The sequence below is a fragment of the Mucilaginibacter sp. SG564 genome (genome assembly GCF_013149275.1).
GTDB lineage: Bacteria > Bacteroidota > Bacteroidia > Sphingobacteriales > Sphingobacteriaceae > Mucilaginibacter.
Genome location: NZ_JABGNA010000002.1, coordinates 521,817 through 543,661, shown reverse-complemented (window position 1 = coordinate 543,661; position 21,845 = coordinate 521,817). Strand labels below are relative to the sequence as shown.

At 39.6% G+C, this 21,845-nt stretch carries 19 protein-coding genes and 1 pseudogene; 8 read left to right on the top strand and 12 right to left on the bottom strand.

All coding sequences use genetic code 11. From position 1 onward, the window contains the following. The first annotated feature begins 29 nt into the window (after positions 1-29). The 3 genes from FHW89_RS06950 to FHW89_RS29105 are packed head-to-tail and all read left to right on the top strand — an operon-like array spanning position 30 to position 3,839. Positions 30-1,907 (top strand): Mu transposase C-terminal domain-containing protein, encoded by a 1,878-nt coding sequence (locus FHW89_RS06950; RefSeq protein ID WP_172334290.1) that lies wholly within the window; start codon positions 30-32, stop codon positions 1,905-1,907. After that, positions 1,904-2,794, top strand: coding sequence for a TniB family NTP-binding protein (locus FHW89_RS06945; RefSeq protein WP_172334289.1), 891 nt, complete (start codon positions 1,904-1,906; stop codon positions 2,792-2,794). Before FHW89_RS06950 ends, FHW89_RS06945 begins: the two co-directional genes overlap by 4 nt. Continuing rightward, positions 2,775-3,839: a TniQ family protein gene (locus FHW89_RS29105; RefSeq protein ID WP_371742431.1), complete on the top strand. Its 1,065-nt coding sequence runs from the start codon at positions 2,775-2,777 to the stop codon at positions 3,837-3,839. Before FHW89_RS06945 ends, FHW89_RS29105 begins: the two co-directional genes overlap by 20 nt. Here the strand turns inward: FHW89_RS29105 and FHW89_RS06935 are convergent. Further along, positions 3,823-5,607: a hypothetical protein gene (locus FHW89_RS06935; protein ID WP_172334287.1), complete on the bottom strand. Its 1,785-nt coding sequence runs from the start codon at positions 5,605-5,607 to the stop codon at positions 3,823-3,825. The two genes, FHW89_RS29105 and FHW89_RS06935, sit on opposite strands and share 17 nt — an antisense overlap. 165 nt (positions 5,608-5,772) lie before the next feature. Between FHW89_RS06935 and FHW89_RS06930 the strand changes: the two genes are divergently transcribed. Then, entirely contained in the window at positions 5,773-6,102 is a 330-nt protein-coding gene (locus tag FHW89_RS06930) for a hypothetical protein (protein ID WP_172334286.1), read from the top strand. Between the two features lie 3 nt (positions 6,103-6,105). Further along, entirely contained in the window at positions 6,106-6,390 is a 285-nt protein-coding gene (locus FHW89_RS06925; RefSeq protein WP_172334285.1) for a hypothetical protein, read from the top strand. Positions 6,391-6,408: 18 nt separating this feature from the next. Here FHW89_RS06925 and FHW89_RS06920 read toward each other — a convergent pair whose 3' ends face one another. From FHW89_RS06920 to FHW89_RS06895, 6 genes are all read right to left on the bottom strand, one after another. Beyond that, entirely contained in the window at positions 6,409-6,975 is a 567-nt protein-coding gene (locus FHW89_RS06920; RefSeq protein WP_172334284.1) for a recombinase family protein, read from the bottom strand. A 319-nt stretch (positions 6,976-7,294) separates the two neighbouring features. Then, positions 7,295-8,182, bottom strand: coding sequence for a hypothetical protein (locus FHW89_RS06915; RefSeq protein ID WP_172334283.1), 888 nt, complete (start codon positions 8,180-8,182; stop codon positions 7,295-7,297). 240 nt (positions 8,183-8,422) lie between these two features. Beyond that, complete coding sequence (locus FHW89_RS06910) at positions 8,423-8,644, bottom strand: DUF2188 domain-containing protein (RefSeq protein WP_172334282.1); 222 nt, start codon at positions 8,642-8,644, stop codon at positions 8,423-8,425. A gap of 132 nt (positions 8,645-8,776) precedes the next feature. After that, positions 8,777-9,235 carry a DUF6527 family protein gene (locus tag FHW89_RS06905; protein WP_172334281.1) on the bottom strand — a complete coding sequence of 153 codons (459 nt, stop codon included), beginning with the start codon at positions 9,233-9,235 and terminating at the stop codon, positions 8,777-8,779. Continuing rightward, on the bottom strand, positions 9,216-10,394 hold the full coding sequence (locus FHW89_RS06900) for a ThiF family adenylyltransferase (RefSeq protein ID WP_172334280.1): 1,179 nt from the start codon (positions 10,392-10,394) through the stop codon (positions 9,216-9,218). Before FHW89_RS06900 ends, FHW89_RS06905 begins: the two co-directional genes overlap by 20 nt. Beyond that, positions 10,369-11,058 (bottom strand): multiubiquitin domain-containing protein, encoded by a 690-nt coding sequence (locus FHW89_RS06895; protein ID WP_172334279.1) that lies wholly within the window; start codon positions 11,056-11,058, stop codon positions 10,369-10,371. Before FHW89_RS06895 ends, FHW89_RS06900 begins: the two co-directional genes overlap by 26 nt. A 469-nt stretch (positions 11,059-11,527) precedes the next feature. Here FHW89_RS06895 and FHW89_RS06890 point away from each other — a divergent pair, with 469 nt between their 5' ends. From FHW89_RS06890 to FHW89_RS06880, 3 genes are read left to right on the top strand one after another with little or no spacing between them, the layout of a single operon-like run. Next, entirely contained in the window at positions 11,528-11,854 is a 327-nt protein-coding gene (locus FHW89_RS06890; protein ID WP_172334278.1) for a helix-turn-helix domain-containing protein, read from the top strand. Between the two features lie 2 nt (positions 11,855-11,856). Then, entirely contained in the window at positions 11,857-12,411 is a 555-nt protein-coding gene (locus FHW89_RS06885; RefSeq protein ID WP_172334277.1) for an ImmA/IrrE family metallo-endopeptidase, read from the top strand. Positions 12,412-12,440: 29 nt separating this feature from the next. Further along, the gene (locus FHW89_RS06880) at positions 12,441-14,648 is read left to right on the top strand and encodes a S8 family peptidase (RefSeq protein WP_172334276.1); all 2,208 of its coding nucleotides are present in this window, start codon (positions 12,441-12,443) and stop codon (positions 14,646-14,648) included. Positions 14,649-15,870: 1,222 nt separating this feature from the next. Here the strand turns inward: FHW89_RS06880 and FHW89_RS06875 are convergent. The 5 genes and pseudogenes from FHW89_RS06875 to ffh form a co-directional block, all read right to left on the bottom strand. Then, positions 15,871-16,728, bottom strand: a pseudogene (locus FHW89_RS06875) (YifB family Mg chelatase-like AAA ATPase); the annotation flags it as partial. Positions 16,729-16,867: 139 nt separating this feature from the next. Continuing rightward, entirely contained in the window at positions 16,868-17,263 is a 396-nt protein-coding gene (locus tag FHW89_RS06870) for a hypothetical protein (protein WP_172334275.1), read from the bottom strand. Between the two features lie 239 nt (positions 17,264-17,502). Next, entirely contained in the window at positions 17,503-19,080 is a 1,578-nt protein-coding gene (locus FHW89_RS06865) for a M1 family metallopeptidase (RefSeq protein ID WP_172334274.1), read from the bottom strand. Positions 19,081-19,188: 108 nt separating this feature from the next. Then, complete coding sequence (locus FHW89_RS06860) at positions 19,189-20,292, bottom strand: hypothetical protein (RefSeq protein WP_172334273.1); 1,104 nt, start codon at positions 20,290-20,292, stop codon at positions 19,189-19,191. Positions 20,293-20,413: 121 nt separating this feature from the next. Beyond that, the gene (ffh, locus tag FHW89_RS06855) at positions 20,414-21,742 is read right to left on the bottom strand and encodes a signal recognition particle protein (RefSeq protein WP_172334272.1); all 1,329 of its coding nucleotides are present in this window, start codon (positions 21,740-21,742) and stop codon (positions 20,414-20,416) included. Positions 21,743-21,845 lie beyond the last annotated feature (103 nt).

Sequence of the window (21,845 nt, the reverse complement as noted above, 5' to 3'; positions counted from 1 at the left end):
TTATAGCATTCCAATTCAAATTAAGGAGCATGAATACCTTAGAGTTAAAACCAGGCGCCATAGTGATATACTTAGCTGAAAAGTATATGGTGCAGCGGGTGATCGACCTAAAAGTAGTGCTACTTAGGCACCTCGAAAAATCAGCAGTCTACATTAGGGCCGAAATAAATCATCTTGAGGTTTTGAAAAGCGAATCGCGAGACTACTTCGAAGCTGTAGAAAATATATCTGATGAACGATGGGAAGCAGCCCAAAAACGATACAACATTATCGAACCGATAATAAATACCTCTACCAATAGATCAAGCCTGGTAAAGCATATTGCTGCTACACACAGCATTCATCCGGCGACTCTTTACAGGTGGCTAAACCAATTTGAGCAAATCGGGACAATCTCAGCATTAGCTCCTAAGCGAAAACATGGTGGTAAAGGAATCAGCCGGCTATCTTTAGGGCAAGACATAATCCTTAATTCGTTCTTAGAGGAAATGTATCTTACAAGAAAAAGATTTTCTATTAAAAAAGCTTACCTGGAGATAGCTGCCGCATGTAAAAGCCAAAGCTTAGAGGTCCCGCATATCAACACTTTTCGCAAGAGACTCAGCAGCATATCCGAGGAGGAGGTCACAAAAAAAAGATATGGGAAAAAATTAGCAAGTGAAAAATTCAGTCCAATTGGAGGTTCAGTGCCTGGCGCGGATTATCCGCTTTCTATAATTCAGATAGATCATACTAAAGTAGATCTGGAATTAGTAGATGAAACAAGCCGAAAGCCAATGGGAAGGCCGTGGATTACTGTTGCTCTCGATGTGTATAGCCGAATGATCGTGGGCATCTATCTGTCCTATGATCCACCCGGAACTATAGGCGTTGGCATGTGCTTGTACAATGCTATACTGTCAAAGGAAATATATTTAAATAAACTTGAAGTTGAAGGCGAGTGGCCCTATTGGGGAATTATGAAAAGGATCCACGTCGACAACGCGAAAGAGTTTCACGGCAAAACCCTGGCAAAAGCGTGTAATGAATACAATATCAAACTCGAATGGCGGCCAGTTAAACAACCTAACTTTGGAGGACATATTGAAAGGCTAATGGGTACCTGTATGAATAACGTCCATGACCTTCCTGGTACAACTTTTTCAAATCCTGCCGAAAAGAGTAACTATGACAGCGTTACTAACGCCATCTTTTCAATTAAAGAGTTTGAGAAATGGCTAGTTTACTACATTGTAAATATTTATCACAAAACATTGCATAAAGGGATATCAACGACGCCTTTAGCAAAGTTCAAAGAAGGAATTTTAGGAACTGATGTTAAGCCAGGTGTTGGCCTTCCTCCAAAAGTTTTCAATGAAAGAAAGCTTAAACTTGATTTTTTACCTACATCAGAACGAACCATACAGCGATATGGAATCAAGATTGACCACATCACCTATTATAGTGACATCTTAAGAAACCGGATTCATGCCACCGAAGCAACCGGTACAAGGACGCGTATCAAAAAAAAGTTTATTGTAAAACGTGACCCGCGGGATATTAGCTTAATATATTTTTATGATCCAAACCTTCATGAGTATTTTGAGATTCCTTACCGGAACATCGCTCATCCTGCCATTACTATTTGGGAATACCGTGAGGCAGTCAAAAGACTTGAAGCAGAAGGCAGAAAGCACATTGACGAAGATGCGATTTTTTTTGCTTATGAAGCTTTAAGAGAAATTGAGTTGAGTTCAAAAAGTAAAACGACCAGGGCGAAACGCATAAAAAAAGAATCAAAAGCTGTTCTGTCGATAGAACGAAGTTCAAACAGGGCTGCGCAATCCTCTGAAATCGCCGATACCGACGAAAAGCCGTTAAGTAGCATTTTTGATGACAAAGAGATAAAACCGTTCGACGATATATGAAACATTTGCACGAATCTGTATTAGACTATTTGGCATTGAAAGAATCCGAACGTATTCAAAAGATAAAAGCGGATGTTTGGATAGGATATTCCCGAGCCAAAGACATCTTGGACAAGTTAGATGAGCTATACAATCACCCTAAGACCTTAAGGATGCCTAATCTTCTTTTGATGGGAGAAACCAATAATGGTAAAACCGTTTTGGTTAACCGCTTTTTCAATAAACATTTGCCCTTTATTCGAGATGAAGACAATGTTTTTATAGCTCCTGTAGTGTATGTACAAGCTCCACCAAAACCGGACGAAAAAAGGTTTTATAGCAGCATACTTGACGCATTGGCTATTCCTTTTAGGCATAATGACAGAGTCGGAAAGCAGCAATTTCAAGTTATACAAGTACTTAAACACATGGAGACCAAGATTCTGATCATAGACGAAATCCATCACATATTGGCAGGGACAATGACAAATCAAAGAGTTTTTTTGAACGTTATCAAGTATTTGTCAAACGAACTAAAAATGGCAATCGTTGCAGTAGGCACTAAAGAAGCTTATAATGCCATTAACGCCGACCCGCAATTAGGAAACAGATTTGAGCCGGCACCCTTACCTCGATGGAAGCTAAATGAAGAATACTTGAGGTTGTTATTAAGCTTTGAGCAAAAAATTCCATTAAAAAAAGCCTCCAATCTTATACAACAAGAAATTGCGACAACTATTCTTACAATGGGAGAAGGAAAGATAGGGGAAATTTCTACCATCCTAAAAAAGGCTGCTGTTTTAGCAATAACAAGTGAGAAAGAAATGATCGATATGGCCATCTTAAAGCATATCGATTATATATCACCTTCTGCTCGCAAACGCCAAGTTGATAAAATTGATTTCTAAAGAGTCCTTTTTTCAGTTAAATGCAAGCCGCCAATGGCCTGCATATGAGGATCCTCGACCAGATGAGTTATTTTCAAGCTGGCTAACAAGGATTGCGCATTTGCATGGATTAAAAGTCGAAACCTTTTGTAAAATATATTGGAAGAATTTAACATTCTGGAATCGCGATATCGACCGGTTTTATTATGATAAAGTTTCTGCGGTATTCCTCGCCAATTCCAGGATCACACCTGATAAGCTCAGAAACACATTTTTAAGCTCGTATGAAGGTAAATTATTTGAATTAGCCACATACAAAACTAACCAGAACTGGATCATTCCGCTTGGAATATATCATAGAACCCGAAGCGGTTACGGTCAAATGTATTGTCCCCGATGCTTGTATAATGATGAGCAGATCAGCAAACCATATTTCAGGAAGTCATGGCGCTTAAGTCTTAGTTTTGCGTGTGTTGACTGTGGATCCTGGTTAAGTGACAGGTGTCCAAATTGCAATTCACCTGTAGTATTCTTTCGAAATGAAGTAGGCTTTAAAAACATTTTGCCCGATGTAAATATCGCCAGGTGTTACCGATGCCGGGAAAAACTATCAAACGAACAGATAAATATGCCAGCAGACAAATCGATTATAACGCTGCAAACAACCTTAAATCGCTGTCTTATCGCCGAAAGTCCACCTATTGATTTCCTGGTTTATCCTTTTCAATACCTGGATATTTTACATCATTTAATTAGGTTGATCAATAGTAAAAGTACACTTTTAGCACAACTACGTCATTCATTATGCGAGCTCAATAAATTAGAATACTGGCAACCAATAGGTTCTTACCGGGACCGGTTTGACACCTTGCCAATCGGAGAACGAATGAAGCTACTTTTGTTGGCTCATTACTTACTCGAAGACTGGCCATCGCGCTTTATTAACGTCGTCTACCCAATTAAACGTTTGAGAAGTGCCTGGCTTTTAAAAGATCTCACCTCTAAGCATTATTGGTTTGATTATGAAGTTATGTTTCATTTTTATATAACTAATTCGAATAGATGAACAGAACATTACTTAAAAATTTACTTCGTTCCGATGCTTGAACAGCCTTTATGCTCTTTCTAAAATATTGTTCCGCCGTTTTAGCAGACGTATCGCGACGAGACCAATCGTAATAACGCATTTTTATTTCCAATTTTAATTTTAGGTCTTTTATATATGACTTGCATCTTGGCCAAAAAAACTTGTTAATAAGGCCGTTTCGGACGGCCTTATTAATTTTCGCAATAGTAATAGGCTTTAAATTTAAGCTGTGAATAACAGCAATATGATGAGGGCCGTGTGCAAGATCTAAACATTCAAAGATATAAAACGTATACATTCTTGTCTTCTCGTTGTAACCATTGCCCGTGACTATACTCAATTTAGCTATAATCATTTTATAACATTGTTTATCAACACAAAGCATTATGGGGTGCTCGACAAAGATAGGTTCACTCAGAGTATCAAGATAGGTGATATCCCAGCCAAAAGTTTTTAATCGTTCCAGAACATTTAACAGATAACCTGATAGATATTCAAATCGTAAGCGGACAGCTTCTAAATTTAAAGCAATCTGTTTATGTTTTTCTTTTTCGACGGCACGCTTTTGAGTGATTATTCTAGGTAGAGGAAGAACCAAACGAGGGACGCTAGAATAATTTATATTTAAGGAGAGTTGTTTGTTCATTCCATTTTTCCACCATCCATCATCCTTTCTGAAAGTGAAATTATGTTCGAACGATAGTGTATTAGATCTGCAATTAATCTGGATAACTTTTTTGTAGCCAATGCTTGAGTCTCCTGGCCATCGTACGTCTTCGTTTACTAGCCATACTTTCGTTGGGGTGATGGTTGCCACATTGGCTATAGATCTCCTCGTTGAAGATTCAAGCCATTCATATTCGAAGATGTTTACGATCCTATTGACCATGTAAACTTTGTTATTAGTTTTTGATGTACCTATTTCGACAAAAGTTGCGTTTATCTGAATAGGTTTACTATAAGGCAATACGCAATAAATAAACGCCGATTCAGAAGCGGGGTGTCCAGGCATTTGATAAAACGCCTCTTTAAGCTTTGAAGAAATCAAGTTAGCCGTCCTTTTAAAGACCGGATCGATTAACAGGCGATAAGCTACATTCAAGGGTTTATAATAATTAACGTCATTGGGTTTAATAGAGCTGTGCCGAAGCTCGGATAGTCTGCTTAGTACTTCCAATATAGGTGTATTAAGGTAGTGAGGTAAAGAGCCCTCTAAGATCATGTCTTCAATCAAATTATCAGGAAAAAAGCAGTAACGTGCAACTTCAGAACATGGAATTAAAACGATATCTTTTGTATGACAGCTTTGGTATATTATAAAAGGTTTGTCACAGGGCACTTGGCGTTCACCAAAAGGGTTATCATATAAATCACCCCGAATTCCGCCCCAAAATTCAGGATGTAATAAATGCGGATTATAAACCTCAAGCTGTAAACGATTGACGTTAAATATATTCTTATTTAGATGGCTGCTACCGTCCAAATCATATTCATTCCCTAAGATCAGATCACATGCATACTGTGAGGGAATATCATATTTAACTGTATGAGCTGATATCTCGGCCTTCGATGCCTTAGCTATCATCAACTCATTATAAAATAAAGTTGGCAAAAACTCGGCGCAAATGCTAAAGCTTCCTGTATGCCTGTTATATTTTATTGGGCCAATAAAAAAAAGCACCCAGGTAGTATACCCCGGATTTTTAAGTTTTAAATAAGCGTCGTTAAACGATATTAAATTAGTCATTCCGATATTGACCTTTTGTACTTTAAGATGGCAATATAATTTCAACAATTTACTGACAAAGCAAAAATATTATGCACCTGACTTTTCCATTTGTTAAGCAACAATCGAAAGTGAGCAAGCCTTACGGGCCTTTCAATTTGATTAGGCATTTTTGTATATTCGTATATGGCAGCTATCAACAGTGACTCCATTTACGATCCGTTAGGCATAGAGATATTTGCCATCGATGAAACATTTGAAAGCTTGTTTAATGGTTTGAAAGGAGTATATTTTCGGCTCTATTATAAAGAATCAAAATGTTCTGGCGTACCGCTTCATTCTGAATCAAAAAATATATATTTCAAAAGGTATCGGGAGATAGCGCGGTTAAAGCGATCTTATCAGTATAACGACTGGATATCAAAAAAACAGGCTGTGGAAATTTATAGCAAAGAGTTTAAGGAAATGATCCGCATTGAACTGGAATCATTTCCATCATTCATGACAAATTTGTAAAATATGCGTCCAAGAGTAAAATCAGTTACATTGATATCCACCTCAACAAGCAATAGTAAGCGTCAGAAGCGTAGGGTTAATAATGGCAATCCACCAGAAGAAAAATTGAAGAACGACTTTGGTATCCCGAAACAGCCGGCAACTAATAAACACTATCAGTTGTCAAAAAAGGCGCTAAAAAAACTGGCTGACCGAAAAATCGACTACCGGCCTTTTACTTTGGTCAAAGAAACTTTGGGGACAGAAGGCAATTACAGGAAACTGATTTATAACACTTCCCGGTATTAATTCAACTCCTGAAATATATTACTTATCGATACTTAGTATTTTATAAACCGTTGCGGTTGATGGAATTTTAAACGCTTTCATAATGTCCCGGATACTTTTTTTCTGGGCATAGGCTGATTTTACCATATCCGCGATGCCTGCGTAATGAGGGGACAGCCCTTTCGGGCGGCCGCCATTTCTGCCACGCTCGCGGGCGGCATCCAGTCCGGCTTTTGTCCGCACGATCAACCGCTTTCTTTCATGCTCTGCCAGGATTGCAAAAAGCTGGAAAATAAATTCGCCGTGTGCGGTGGTGGTATCGATCAAAGGCTGCATGATGCTCCTGAATTTAACACCGGACCTATTGAGGGTGTCGACCAGCATAATGAGCTCCAGCGTTGTCCGGCCAAGCCGGTCGATATCCCAGACAACCAGCTCGTCATTTCTTCTTAACGATTCCATCATCGCTAAAAACTCAGGACGTTTTTTTGATGCTCCCGAAATTTTTTCGATATACAGTTTTTCGCACCCGTATTTTTTTAAAGCATCGATCTGCAGGTTTTCATTTTGTTCTTCCTTCGATACCCTGATATAACCAATGATCATAAATATTTCACTTTACCCGTGAATAAATGTATAAAATGAAATTTGATTTCGCAAACGGCAATGTGTAATATCTTCGGTGATCAGCGATGCTGTAAAAGCTGAAAATATAGGATGGGAAACCGGCCATCGCGGATTTCATTTAATCGGTCGTTTTAATGAAATGATTTTCACCCTTTGGTGATCTCGCTTATAAGAACTGATGGCTGTAATTAAACAGAAGCCGGTACATATAACTGAAGGTGAAACCTGGGTGGAAAAGGTCAAACTCGAACGAGATTTCCTGTTTAGCCACAATCAAGTGTATCCGTATTTTAAAGGATTATTTAATATCATCCCTCCAGGTTAGTAAATTATTCCACAATCCTAATTTATGAACTAAAAGTAATCTACTAACACATTGAACATTATAAACGTCGTAAGGACTTATGAATTGGGTGAGCATCTTAAATTTATGAGCTGCTATAAAGTTGCGAATATAACTGCATCTATGTATTGCCTCAATTAGTTCCATGTTTACATCCCTAATTTCCGGATGACCTGGATAAGCAGGGGCGCCGAACTTGGGTTTAATATCTTTCTGTACCTCAGTTTCCGCACCTCTTTCTACCCAGGGGAAATTATAGGATGCGGATAACCCCACCTCTTTAAGCCTGTCATCTGTTTCATTATAAATGACTGGGTTCCAAACGGAACTCGCCCCTTCCTTAATGAAGCGCTGTTTTGTAGCACTAGATCTTATTTCTAGTCCAATTTCCTCAATTATAGAGAATGCGCAGATAATAGCATAAGAAGCAATAACATGGTAATGGTACGATGGGTTAAAATTATCAAATACCTGACCGTAAATCGGGTTCGCCGAATGGGGAGTGAAAGAATCAAGTCCAAGAGTTACTTCATACTTTTCAATAGAGTACAAATTTGATGGACTGCCCCAACTTTTCAATAGAATAAGGACACCAATGTATAAGTACTCATTACGAATAAAATAATCCCCAAAACTGCTGCCTATAAAATCAATAGTCTCGGAGTTTCTGACCTCCCTAAGTCCAGAGGTGCTTTTAATTTTATATTTATCTGGATAGGCAAGCAGAGAAGATGAGTACATTAAACTAAAAACATTTTCTGCCATTGCTTCAGATTCAGCTAAAATAAGAACTTCTTTAGCAGGCATCATGCCTTTGCCGGAATGGTCTTCTCCTGTTCCCATACTTGTAAGAAAGCCTGAACCATCATTGTACTCCCAATGCCTTAGACTGGGGTCATCAAGAAATTGCAAACTCCACTCGGCTGGATATATTAATTGTTCAAGCGCGATGGCTGTTTTCGAATCAACGATTATAAATGTGCGGAACAGATTCATCATTGGGAAAGATAGATATTTACAGAGCCCCAACCAATAAAAAGGCCATAACAAATCAGTTATGGCCTTTTAAAAAGCATTCATACACTACCCCTCCGGTGGAAAAGGGTCGTTGCCGTATGAGTTTCGCTCCCTTATCTGTCCATTCGGTCGATGGATAAATAATTCTGAGCCCTGATTTCGTGCAATCTCTCTCGCAATTTCTATTGCCTGCGATTGCGTTTCTGCGATGCGGGTGACTCTATCATTCCCTGCACCACGTACCGCCCAACTCCCGTTATGCGGTACAACATGTTGGTTTCTTGCCATAATGTGTAATTAACTATTTTGATTTTTTAACTGTTTGCACGTAGGTTGTTTTTGGACTACGCTTAACATGCGCATTAGAGACGAATCTGCCTGTGATTGCGCTTTTATTAATTTTGACTGATACTTTACTCATTATTCTATACCTCCTTTCTTCGTGATATTGACACTCCAAAAGCTTAAGAACTTTTTCCATTTTGATACGGGCTTAATCGCCGCTATCGGTTCTGTGATCGTTTTAACTTTGTTTTCCTCGACCTTCTTGTAGAATTGATCTTTACGATTCTTGTCTCTTTTTCTATTATTATCAATTTCCCGCTCGCCCCACTTTTCCGAATGTTTTATTCTGTTTTCTGTAATAAAATAATGGGACTTGCATTTAAAGCTCCAATTTCCAATCGATGGGTGTAATGAAACGCTTGTGCCATTAAAGGTAAGTTCCCAATCAGTTGGAGATAGTGGAGTAATCACTTCATTTCCGCAACCGCATACACATTTGTGCAGTGCTGTTCGTCGGGGAATTGAAATATATAAAATGCCGTTCTCAAGGTACTCGGGGATAATGTCAACGAACTTATGCTGTAGTGTCTCCATTTAACAATTGTGAAATATTAATTGAATATGTTGAATGGTGTTCCAACTTTCTGTCTTGATAGAAGCCAACTATTTTCTTCCATTTGATAACTGCATGTACGGCATTTAGTGCATTTAGCTCTGCAATCTGGATGTTTGTGACATAATCGTTATCAGTTGAATCTTCTGAAGAAATCCTCTTCTCAAGGTGATCGTTTTTATCTTCTGTACCTGTTGTTGTTCTAAGGATTCCGGTTAATTGCCCGTCAGTTTCTGTTACACCTAAGCCAACATCTATAAATGATATCTTAAGTTCTAACAAGATTTTGATTATTTGCCAGCGCACGAGATTGTTATCTACACATAAGAACACAAAATTTAAACCCTCTAAAAGATTTCTGGTCTTCTCATTTACAAAAACTTTATGAGGGATGACTGCTTTGTGAATTTTTGAATAAATATTATAGAAGTATTCCGTCTTACTACTGAGCATGCTTAGGTCATCAACCGATGCAGCTCCTGGTGAGCGAAACGCATTGTGGGTAGAAAACTTGTCTCCGTCGAATATATGAATCTCGGAAACTGCAGCCTTGGATACTAAATCTAAGATATAAGAACCTGTACCGCCTAAGCCAATGATTCCCACTTTGTGCCCATTAAACTTATCATTAAGATGCGTAATATTTGCCCGGCTCGCATTAGTGTCCAGATACTGAAAAACCGTTTCTTCATCAGCTGTAACAGGTTTATAGGTCCGTGCAGTTGCATCCCTGTCCAATGATTTAGCAGGTGCAGAAAGTAAATCAATATACCTTTTAAACTTCTCATAGTGATCTTTGTACGCACCACTAGTAGGCTTACTGGAAAAATAGTGATTACCCACCAACTCATCAAGAAGCGGTTGGTTGGGGCTGCTATTTAATATCTCATTCATTGGTGTTCCATCTTTATGGCATGGTACTTCGCCCATAAAATATATTGCGTGCGTATTTGGCGGCCCCGATAGCGTAGCAGATTGCATGGTTAGCTGACTAATCAACGTTCCATACTTAACTTCGCAATCGCCATTTACATAGGGTATGTGGTGGATAACTACGTATCCACCACTAATCATTATTTCATACCCTTTATCCTGAAGTTGCTTCAGATCAGGATTAAGACTTATCAGTTGCTGTTGCATTGAATTCCATTTCGTTAGTCACACAAACAACATCTCCTTTAGCTAATTCGCCTTCCGGATTATCCTTTGGGCCTTTAGAATAGGTAACCGTATAAGCCTTATTACCATTTCCAGAACTATTCTCTGCCAGGCTCACTACCTGGTCAAAAGAAATATTTCTTTCCGTCCAGCTTTTAGGCCTTCCATTAACATAAATGGTAATAGGTTCCCTATGTTTAGAAAAGAAATGTTCCTTGCCCGGACGTGCCAAATCAACAACCTCGTCGTCAGTAATGAAATCATCAACGTACCCCTCTTTGAGATCTAAAAATAGGTCGTCATTAGGGCTGATATTACCTAATTCCCTAAGTTGGATGCCTCTGATAAATTGTTTATACCAGGTGAATTCTTGTTTATTGATAGTGAAATGAAGTTTTTTCTTGACGAAGAAATATTCCGTATCAGGTCTCGCCAAGTTCACTAATTTATCGTTTTCAATCAACTCGTCCTTATAAGGCCTAGCAATAGACAAAAACAATTCTGTGTCTAAAGGGATTCCGGCTTCTATCTTAAGCGTTGATCCCAATTTATACTGTTCAAAAGTTTCGAACTTTTTGCCTTCGGTAACATACTTTAAGGCAACTTTTAATTTTTGCGTAGGCGCCCCTTTACTTTCGTTTTGCATCTTTTTAATTTTGTACATTATTAAATAGCTGTCTTTAGTGACAACAACACTGGTAAACCCAGATCAGGAACCACAGCCGAAAATCACTTTCCGACCCCAGGGCACGAATGAGACACTATGCCGCATTAAAAAAATGTACTTAGACTTGCAGAATTGCCAAAAACGAGGTAGGTTTGAAGTGGAAAACATTCTTACCCCAAAATAGAAGCCGGGAAGCTTCGATTTTTGGAAATTACAAGCCAGGTAATTTTTACCTGGTTTTTTTATATATCTATTCTTTTCTTTCCCTTTTCATTTTCGATTAACTTTAACTCAACAACGCTAAGGTATGCATAAAACTGTATCATGCAATAATTATTTTACAAAAGTTATCAACATCTTGTTGGTTGTTCGCAATGCAAACAATGTTGGTAATAAAAACTTTTTTATGTAAAAAACTGTTATATTTGTATATTGTGTAAAAAATCAAATGGAATTCTATCAACAACTTGGGGAAAAGCTAAGAAAAGCGAGAATTGACGCTAATAAAAGTCAGGACGCATTGGCTCAAACTTTAGGGCTAAGCAGGGTTACCGTGGTAAATATTGAAAAAGGCAGGCAAAAAATACTCGTTCACAATTTGGTCGATGCCGCCAATTTTTTGGAAGTCAAACTTTCTGATCTTATCCCAACAGAACAAAGCAACCTTGAAGTAAATCAGGAAATTGTTTCTAAGATAAACAGGAAGTTTACTGATGAACTTAAAGCTAATTCTGTGCAGAATTTCGTCAGGGCAACGCTTTCTAATCTTAAATAACTATGAAATATTCAAGCAGAGATAAAGAAATTGAAAACATAGCATCCATGATGCTAATAGAAAACAACGTTTTCGAGCCTTTTGTCGATGTTGATCAAATCATCAGCAACAAGAACATTACATCAACGCCCTATGGGTTTGACGAGCAAGTTTCAGGCGTTTTGGTGATAAAGGATAATGTTGCAACAATCGGTTACAATCAAAAAAACAGTGTAGAACGAATTCGTTTTACCAAGGCCCACGAGCTGGCGCATTATACACTACACTGGAAACCTACGTCTAAAATAAACCAAGAGGTTTTCGTGGATAAAGATCTCTTCATGAAATTTAGAAATACTAATAATGACTATAATCCTGAAGAAGTCAGACAAGAAATAGAAGCCAACATGTTTGCAGCTGCTTTATTAATGCCTAAACATTTCATTGAAAAGGAACTAAATAGACCAGAATATCAAAGGTTGGAAGAGGCAAATATTATTAAAATGCTTGCTAACAAATTTAAGGTAAGTGAGCCAGCTATGACGTACAGGTTAACCAATCTCCAAATGTTCTACTAATCCCCCTTTAACTTTATGGGTTCCAAGTTATGAGTGACGAAAGATTTCACTTACAAATTCCTAAAGACAACATCCGTAGCGAGAAATATGAAAAACGGGGCTTTGGCAGGGCGTACCCTCGTTCCAATTATTATGAACACGCCGAGAAGTTGTTGGACCGTTATGGGAAATTATATGAAGGGGAATCAAACAAGAAAGATTTTGAATTAACATCGCAGATTTTTTTTCAAGTTGAAGTTCCTTTTGACCGGGCCATCAAAAACGAAAAGCTAAAACTTCAAAACCTCGGAATAAACATTTTAAACTATTCCGCAGAAAACCCGGCGAAAGGTACCGCCTACATACAAAAAGCAGAATTTGATATACTAATCGAAAAAATTAAAGTATATAAGGAGAGCGCAAGTCATGTGGGTAGAAGTAATATATCCATTATAGAAGATATACATCTACTGTCAGTTGACAGCAAGGTTGACAATAATATCAGTCTTCAATCTCGTGCAACTGTTTCGATAGCATTCACAATCTTTAGCACACTGCCACATCAAGAAAAAGAATTAATCGTTAAAAATTTACTGGATGAGATTAGTGACATATCTTTTGAAGCCAAAAGCCGAATATTTGGGAACGGCGTCTGCTCCATTACTTGCAAGATAAGCGCCTCGTCGATTTCGAGTATCGTTAATGAATATACAACGATCAATGAAGTCAAGCTTAACTCTACTAGCATTATCACAACGGCTATGCCTCCCTTGCATGCCCTGCCTGGTTCTTTAAAAATCGAAAAACCTGCATCCGGTTCTTCAATCTGTATAATCGATTCAGGCGTACACAGGCACAACAAGATATTTTCTGGTTTGATATCAAAAGTGGTCACTCACCTACCCAAAAACTGTGTTTATCCATCTTACGACCATGGAACATTTGTTGCAAGTCGTTGTATTTTCGGGGACACTTTAGACACTTGTCTATCAGGTGAGCCCTTGCGTCCCTATTGTAAAGTCATGAATGTGCAGGTTTTTGGCAAATTGCCAAACGGTGATGTTCAAGGACATGAAATTTACGACTTAATGGGAATAGTTGAAGATATAGTTTATCAGAACTATAAAACAATAAAAGTCTATAACTTATCTGTTGGAGATGACTCCTCAATAAAAAGCGGTTTTTTTTCAAATTTTGCGAAACTTCTCGATTACTTAACTAAGGAGTATCAGGTCTTATTCGTAGTTGCAGGAGGAAATATCAGAAAACTACAAGGGAGCTACCCATTGCCACATTTTAGTGATCCGTTGTCGAGAATAAATTCACCTGCGGAAGCATTATTATGTCTAACAGTGGGGTCTATTGCAAAATATGCTGATTTATCTTCGTTAGCATCCCAAGATGAAGTCTCGCCGTTTTCGAGGGTTGGGCCAGGGGCTGATGGGGGTGTAAAGCCGGAGTTGGTTGCTCACGGTGGAAATTTGCCAACCACCTATAAATATTCGCCTAGGTTGGGAACATATGGTATCTCTGGTGACGGAAGTGGTTTATCAGTCGATAACGGCACGAGTTTCTCAGCCCCTCTTATTTCACGTTATGCCCAGCAGCTATTTGATATCTATCCTAAAAGTAATCCAAACTTGATAAAAGCCTTGCTTTGTCACTTTGCCGAACAGCGTGCAGTACATAAAGCAATCACGTCAAATCATAATCACTATGTCGGCTTTGGGGAACCTGTGATTGAAAACGCCACCCAAGCTGGATTAAACAATGCTGCGTTTATATACGAAGGAAAATTAGATCAAAGCAATTATCAATTTGTAACTTTTCACATTCCAAACTCACTTGCTGAAACGAATAAGGATTCTAAGTTAAGAGTGAGAATTACATTGACTTATGACCCCCCCGTTAATATTACAAATGATTTAGAATACTCAAAAGCAAGGATCTCTGCTTCTCTTTGCAAGCCAACTTCCACAGGCATGAAAGAATTAGGGATATCGGACGAAACCACTTATTCAATACCTTGGAATCCAACAATTCACTTTGAAAAATCATTTACAAGGGGTTATCTTACAGGCGCCTGGGAATTAAGGCTACGCCTTTACACGAGGGGGGATCTAAGTCCTAATTACAAACAGGATTATGCAGTTACAATAGAAATCTTGGACCAGAATAAAAAAACCAACGTATACGACGACCTAGTCCATGATTATGGTTCAATTTATAAAAAGTTCAAAATGCGTGTAGCTGCTTAAGAGTAAGTTTGGAAAGCATTTGCTTTAAAAAGAATATCTACCCTCTCTATTTTACCTACTATACAAATTATGAACGATGCAATAATTAGAATGGTCAAACAGCGTTTACTGGTTTTGGGTGGGGGTATTGGATGAAATAATTAAATCAATATCGTAAAAGAATTAGTTCAAAAAGTTTATCGGTAATACCCATTCTGCATTCAGTGTGAATAATTTGTAATTATTAAAAAGGCAATCAAATTGCGGATATAGAATGTATATTTATGTATCAGGCGCAATTTTGTAACAATGGACAACTATGGGAAGTTGTAAAAATCTCAAAGACTCTAAAAAGGGGCGTGGATGCGTTTTTACGATGTGTTATACAGTTCGGGAATATAAAATATTTCCCAAACTGGTTTCTGATATTAAAGACTGCGAAGAAGAATTAAGCCCTCATTTCTAAACCAGAATTCTGCCTCGAGCACAATCATCCACAAGATAGATAAGTCGGCAAAACTGCTTTGAACAATCAAATAAAATTCTGGTATTGCGCATTCTGAACGAACAGGATGATGGTATCTACCTTCATCAATTCCGTCGGGGTAAGAATATGATGCAGAATGTATGTAAAAGATTGTTTTAGTAGGTAAATGATTGACGTAATACCTCTGATCGACCGTTTGTAAAACGAAGTCGGCAAGGCGGTGGCTATTAGATGATTTTGAATTCATGAATAATAAAAAATCCACCTGCAAAAAATATGGCGCAGGTCTTGACCTATCCGCGTTAGAGGTACTGGTATACCCGACAAACGAATAAGCAAGCCCACGCCAAAGCGTGAGCGTTGCGCTTATCCTCCCGTTTGTCTTAAAAATTACCAGTTTTCTAACACGAGACTCTATGCGAACGCAAAGCATTCAATATTGTGACGGCTTACGCCCTTTATTTTCATAGCAAATATACGTGTTCGCATTACAATTGTAAATTATAAGAAAGGAATAAATGACAACAGCTGTGGAAGCAGTTACCGGAGGGAAGAAAAGAATGACTTCTGCTTTTCTCCATTTTATAGGCTATGATTTATATTGAAAATAGAAGAACATGTATTTGTAATCAATTCGAAGTCAGCATTAGATTACACAGCGCCTAACAAATGTCTTTCATGGATTTAAAGTTTCGCAACTACAAATGTGATTTTCGCGATAACTTATGTGTTTTCGCAATTACTTCTGTAAATAACACCACCCACCAAAGCTACATCACTAATAGTATGGTGCGGCGAGCGGAATGGGCGAACCGTAACCAAAGCATCAGCCGCGGCCAGTTTGCCCGCCACCGAATGTATTTTGGTGGTCTCTAACGATTCATATAAACTTAATGGCGGTAAAATAGAGGGCAGCCTACGTGCCAGCATGGTTTTACCTGCTCCCGGCGGACCAATCAATATCACATTATGGCCACCAGCCGCAGCAATTTCCAGCGCGCGTTTGATGTTTTCCTGGCCTTTTACTTCGCTAAAGTCGCTGTCATAATTGCTCAGGCTGTTGTAAAATTCCTCGCGGGTATTCACCACTTCAGGCCCGATGTTTAAGTCGCCGTTAAAAAATCCGGCCACCTCTTTGATGTTATCTACGCCATAAACCTCCAGATCGTTCACAATTGCTGCTTCCCGGGCGTTTTGTTTGGGCAGAATAAATCCTTTGAAACCATCTTTACGGGCTTGTATGGCGATAGGGAGAGCTCCTTTAATGGGTTGTAAGCTGCCATCCAGCGATAGCTCACCCATGATGATATACTTATCCAGATTTTCCGGTTCCATTTGGCCAGAGGCGGCCAAAACAGCTGTGGCTATGGTCAAATCATAGGAAGAGCCTTCTTTTTTGATATCCGCAGGGGCCATGTTCACCACCACCTGCTGGCGCGGCATTCGGAAACCGGTATTCTTTAACGCCGACTCGATCCGGAAATAGCTTTCTTTTACAGCCACATCGGGCAGGCCAACTATAAAATATTTGGTACCCGCCGCTATATTTACCTCAACTGTTATGGTAATAGCCTCGATACCATAAACCGCACTGCCAAAAGTTTTAACCAACACTGTGATAAAGTTTAATCAACGCGTAAGTTAAATATTTTTAATTAGCAGAAGAAAACAGAAAAGATATTAAATAAGTATATACAAAAAACCGCCGCCTCTATATCAAGAGACGGCGGGCCGCTATTTTTGATCTTGAAAATTAAGCTACCTGGGCAATAATCATCAAAAACCCGCAGGAGGCAATTACACAGGCCAGTATCATAACCGACCACATTTTTTGATGATGTTTGCTTATTTTTTCAAAGGCAATGTTAAGTTTATTAAACCGCTTGTTGTTTAGCAATACAAAATAGTTGAGCAGCAATGCGCCCACGGCCCCCAGCATGATATAAGTGCCGGCCATAGGATTAACATTAAACCAACTCGATTTTAAACAGATCTGTGCGATCAGCAATAAAGTAGTTAGTAATACGATCAGCAAAAAATTCAACCCAAAAAGCGAGTTAAATCGCGGTAAACTACCCTGACCGAAATTTTTGAAACTCCATCTGTAAAAGCTTACATACATGGATTTATAAAATTTTGTAGTGTTCATAGATCATTGGTTTAAGGTTAATAATGGCTTGTTGTAATATTATATATCGAAATAACGCAATTTTTCAGAATTTTATTGTGCCAAATCAAATATTTTTTATCAACCCTCTATTTTTATTAAATAAATACCACATTTTGCCGAAAAATGAAATTGTGGCAAATTATCCTTATGAATACCACAAAAATATTAACATCTATGCAGCGGCGGTCGCTTGCAGCCTTGTGGTGGGTCCTGATTATCTATTGAGCTTCGATACTAAATGAGGCCAATACATTTACATTCGGATCAGGCACAACAGTTTCCGGCTTTACTTTTACCGGGAATTGAGCAATCGTAGTTTTATCTTTTACCTGCATGTGAAACACTTCTCCATTAATAGCTATCTCCAGCGGAAACTCATATAAATTATCCTGCTTTTGGTAAACATTAACGCTAACCGCCCCTTTATCCGCATCGTAATGCCAGCCAATGTTCAAATCCGGGTGCCCAGCCTTACGCAACCATTGGTTAAAGAACAGGGTTAAGTCCAGGCCGCTAACTTGTTCCATCTCCCGGCGCAGATCGTCGGTATTGGCATTGCTGTTCCGGTATTTGGCATAATAGTTTTGTATGCCTTTCCAAAAAAGCCCGTCGGTCAGTTTGCGCCGAAGCATGTGTAATACCCAACTTCCTTTTTGGTAGCTATTGGCATTGAGCAGCTGCATATAGTCGTTTTTCACCGCGCTGTCAACAACCGGAGTAAGACGCTCTTTTTCAAACCCCAACACTTTTTTACGGTCGGCCAGCATCCGTTTTTTTAAAGTATCCGCTCCATATTTATTTTCCAGGTACAGGTTGGTCATGTAGGTAGCAAAACCCTCGCTGAGCCACAGATGCCAGAAACTTTTTTCGCTGGCGCCGTCGCCAAACCACTGATGGGCAATCTCATGCGCCATCAATTCTTCTATATCGGGTGTCGTTACCGACTCTTCAAAGTAAAATATAGCACTGGCGTTTTCCATACCCCCAAATATGGTTTTTGATTGCACATTGGCCAGTTTTTCATAACTGAATGGGCCAACATGTTTGATAAAGAACGGCAGTATATCCTTAGCCACAGCATAACTTTTAAAGCCAGCCTCTTTACTCTCCGGGAAAACATAAGTATATACCGGGATATTGCCAACATCGCCCTGATGATCAATAGCAAATGCTGCTACACCTATCACCATTACTTTGGTAGGTACAACAACGGCTTCATGCCAGTGGGTTAATTTCAGATGATTGGGCAATTGCTGCTCTTTTATTTTTAACCCGTTGGATACTACCTCATAATGATCTGGAGCGGTCACCACAAAATCAACTGAGGCTTTATCAGCCGGGACATCTACACAGGGCAACCAGTTATGGGCGCGGTTTGGCCAGTTATCGCCAAAAAAGGTACGGTGGCCAAAGTGATTGGTCGAGATGATCAAGCCATCGGCGGGGATACCGGCATAGCTTATTTTGTAGCTGTGCCGACTATTTGCTTTAGTATTGGTATAAATTTTCACCACACCTGTATCCTGTACAAATTTGAGCCTTTTTCCATTTTCGGTAACTGATGACACGAGCATCCCCTTGCCTTCGCTGTTCTTTTTTACCATGTCGAGGCTAAAGGCCGACGCGTTTTTCAAAAACTTAACATCTACCGTGGCCTGTCCCTTGATGTTATTGTCCACATCGGTCAGTTGCAGCGCGAAGTTGTAATGCTGCACATCAATAACAGCACCCGGAACCTGTGCCTTTACGGTTATACTTAAAATTAAAAGAGCCGAGGATAATATCGTTTTACGCATATATTTAAATGGGATATAGCATGGTGTATTACACAAAACTAAAATAAAAAACCGGCCAAAACAGCTCCTGGTTTATATTTAAAAACGATGTTATCTGCTGTTGATATGTTACTTTAATAATGCTTTAACCTTGCTATCAAAATTCACTTTGTTAATACCAATTAAAGTATCAATTGCCGACAGATAATTCTCATCGCCCTTACCACAATTAATTAGCGTTATGATTCCCGGTAGGCCCTTTTTTTGTTCCACTTCATCCGCTATTAAACCCGCGATCACAGACCGCACCTTTGCCATTGAATTAAAGACCACCGGGTTGATACTAAACAGATCATATAAATTTACCTGCGGGTGCTGTCGTACATATTGCTTCAATTGTTTAACCAGTTGTTTTTGTAATATCATTTCGCCGTTTTCATCGGTGTAATATGCGTTGCCCCAGCTGTAAGCAATGCCTTCTTCGGCGGCCGAGTTACGGGAGCCGGTCCGAACCTTCGCTGCGTAGTAATGAAACGCGTCATGCGAAAAATCTTCATTATTCATGATCGAAAAAATACAGTTCCCGTCAACACCATAACCATCTTTGGTTTTACCGATTGACGCCCGGTCATATTCGTATCCCAGCAGCTGCAATACTTCCTGATAATTAGCACACATGTAAAAATCCATTACTTCTGGCGACAAACCCAGCCTTTGGGCAATGAGCGTATTGTTTTGGTCAAACTTTTGAGCCCGTGCAACATTAAGTTTATCCGGATAATGATAAATAATACGACCAACGGTTTTGGTCTTCCATGTACGTGTGAGGTAATTTACCGGCAGCGCAAAAGTGATCTGCTTTTCCTCAACGAGGACTATCAAATTAAAAATAGTTTTTAACTGATTATCTCTGCTTGTAATGGCTATGGTTACAAAATACTGTTTGCCGGAAACCGGGTATAAATTGATTAGCTCCTGATGATCCGGACCGGCATTCGATTCTGTCTTTAACGATTTCAGGATGGAAATACTGAGCGTTGCCTTATCTTTTGAAACCTCGTTCCCGCTTAGTTTATTGGTTTCTATTTTGGCAAAAAGGCTGTCCAGTGAAGTTATGATCCGGGATCTGAGTGTTTCTGTTACCTCACTATGCCGGTTTTGGGCTACCGAAATAGTTTGCCCAAATACTTGGCTGGTAAAAACCAAAAGTAAAATGATGGATAGCTTTTTCATTGCTCATATTTTACTAAAAATACACATTTAGGTATATGGCTATGATATAACCCGAAAAAAGCTGCGACAGGGGAGTTTTTTTGTCTTGGGAAACCCCGCCAAGCCAGCGGGGTTAATCAATTTACATCTTAGGCATACGGCGCATCATGCTGGCCATGGCTGCCGGGTTGCTCATTTGTTTCATCACCTTTTTCATGTCGTCAAACTGCTTCATGAGGCGGTTTACCTCGGCCAGGTCGGTACCGGAGCCTTTGGCTATGCGGGTACGGCGGCTTTGGTTGATGGTTTCGGGGTTTGATTTTTCAAATGGGGTCATCGACTGGATGATGGCCTCGATCGCTTTAAAAGCGTTATCGTCAACTTCCACATCTTTCATCATTTTACCTACGCCGGGTATCATGCCCATCAGATCTTTCATGTTACCCATTTTTTTGATCTGCTGTATCTGGCTGTAAAAATCGTTAAAATCAAACTTGTTCTTGCGGATCTTCTTTTGCAGTTCGGCCGCTTCTTTCTCGTCAAACTGCTGTTGAGCACGTTCTACCAGGGATACCACGTCTCCCATGCCCAGGATACGGGAGGCCATACGATCGGGGTGGAAAACATCCAGCGCTTCCATTTTTTCGCCGGTACCGATAAATTTGATCGGTTTGCTTACGACCGATTTGATAGACAGGGCGGCACCACCACGGGTATCGCCATCCAGTTTGGTTAAAACCACACCGGTAAAATCCAACCGGTCATTGAACACTTTGGCGGTATTTACAGCATCCTGGCCTGTCATGGAATCAACCACAAACAGGATCTCATGCGGGTTAACCGCTGCTTTTACCTGTTCAATCTCCACCATCATGGCTTCATCAATAGCCAAACGACCGGCGGTATCGATGATCACCACGTTATGGCCGTTTTGTTTAGCCAGGGCAATACCCTCACGGGCGATAGCTACCGGATCTTTTGAATCGCGGTTGGCATATACAGGGATACCTATCTGCTGTCCCAATACCTCGAGCTGGTCAATAGCCGCAGGGCGGTAAATATCATCAGCAACCAGTAAGGGCTTTTTATTTTTTTGCGTTTTTAAGTAGTTGGCCAGTTTACCAGTAAACGTGGTTTTACCCGCACCGTTCAAACCCGCTATAAGGATAACGGTTGGCGTAGCCGGAAAATTAAGCTCGGCAGTGGTGCCGCCCATCAGCTCGGCCAGCTCATCGTTCATGAGCTTGGTAAGCAACTGGCCCGGCGAAACAGCTGTTAATACATTCTGCCCCAGTGCCTTTTGCCTTACCTCATCGGTAAAGGCTTTGGCTGTTTTATAGTTAACGTCGGCATCCAGAAGGGCTTTGCGTATCTCCTTCATGGTTTCGGCCACGTTTATCTCAGTAATAGTTCCCTGACCCTTCAGGACCTTGAACGCCCTGTCGAGTTTATCCGAAAGATTTTCAAACATTATTATAAAGTACTTTAATCTTTAAAGGTTACAAAGGTATGATTTTGAAATATATCCGTTGAATTATTTTGACCCCGATGCCGCTTTTTGAAAAGAGCTTTTA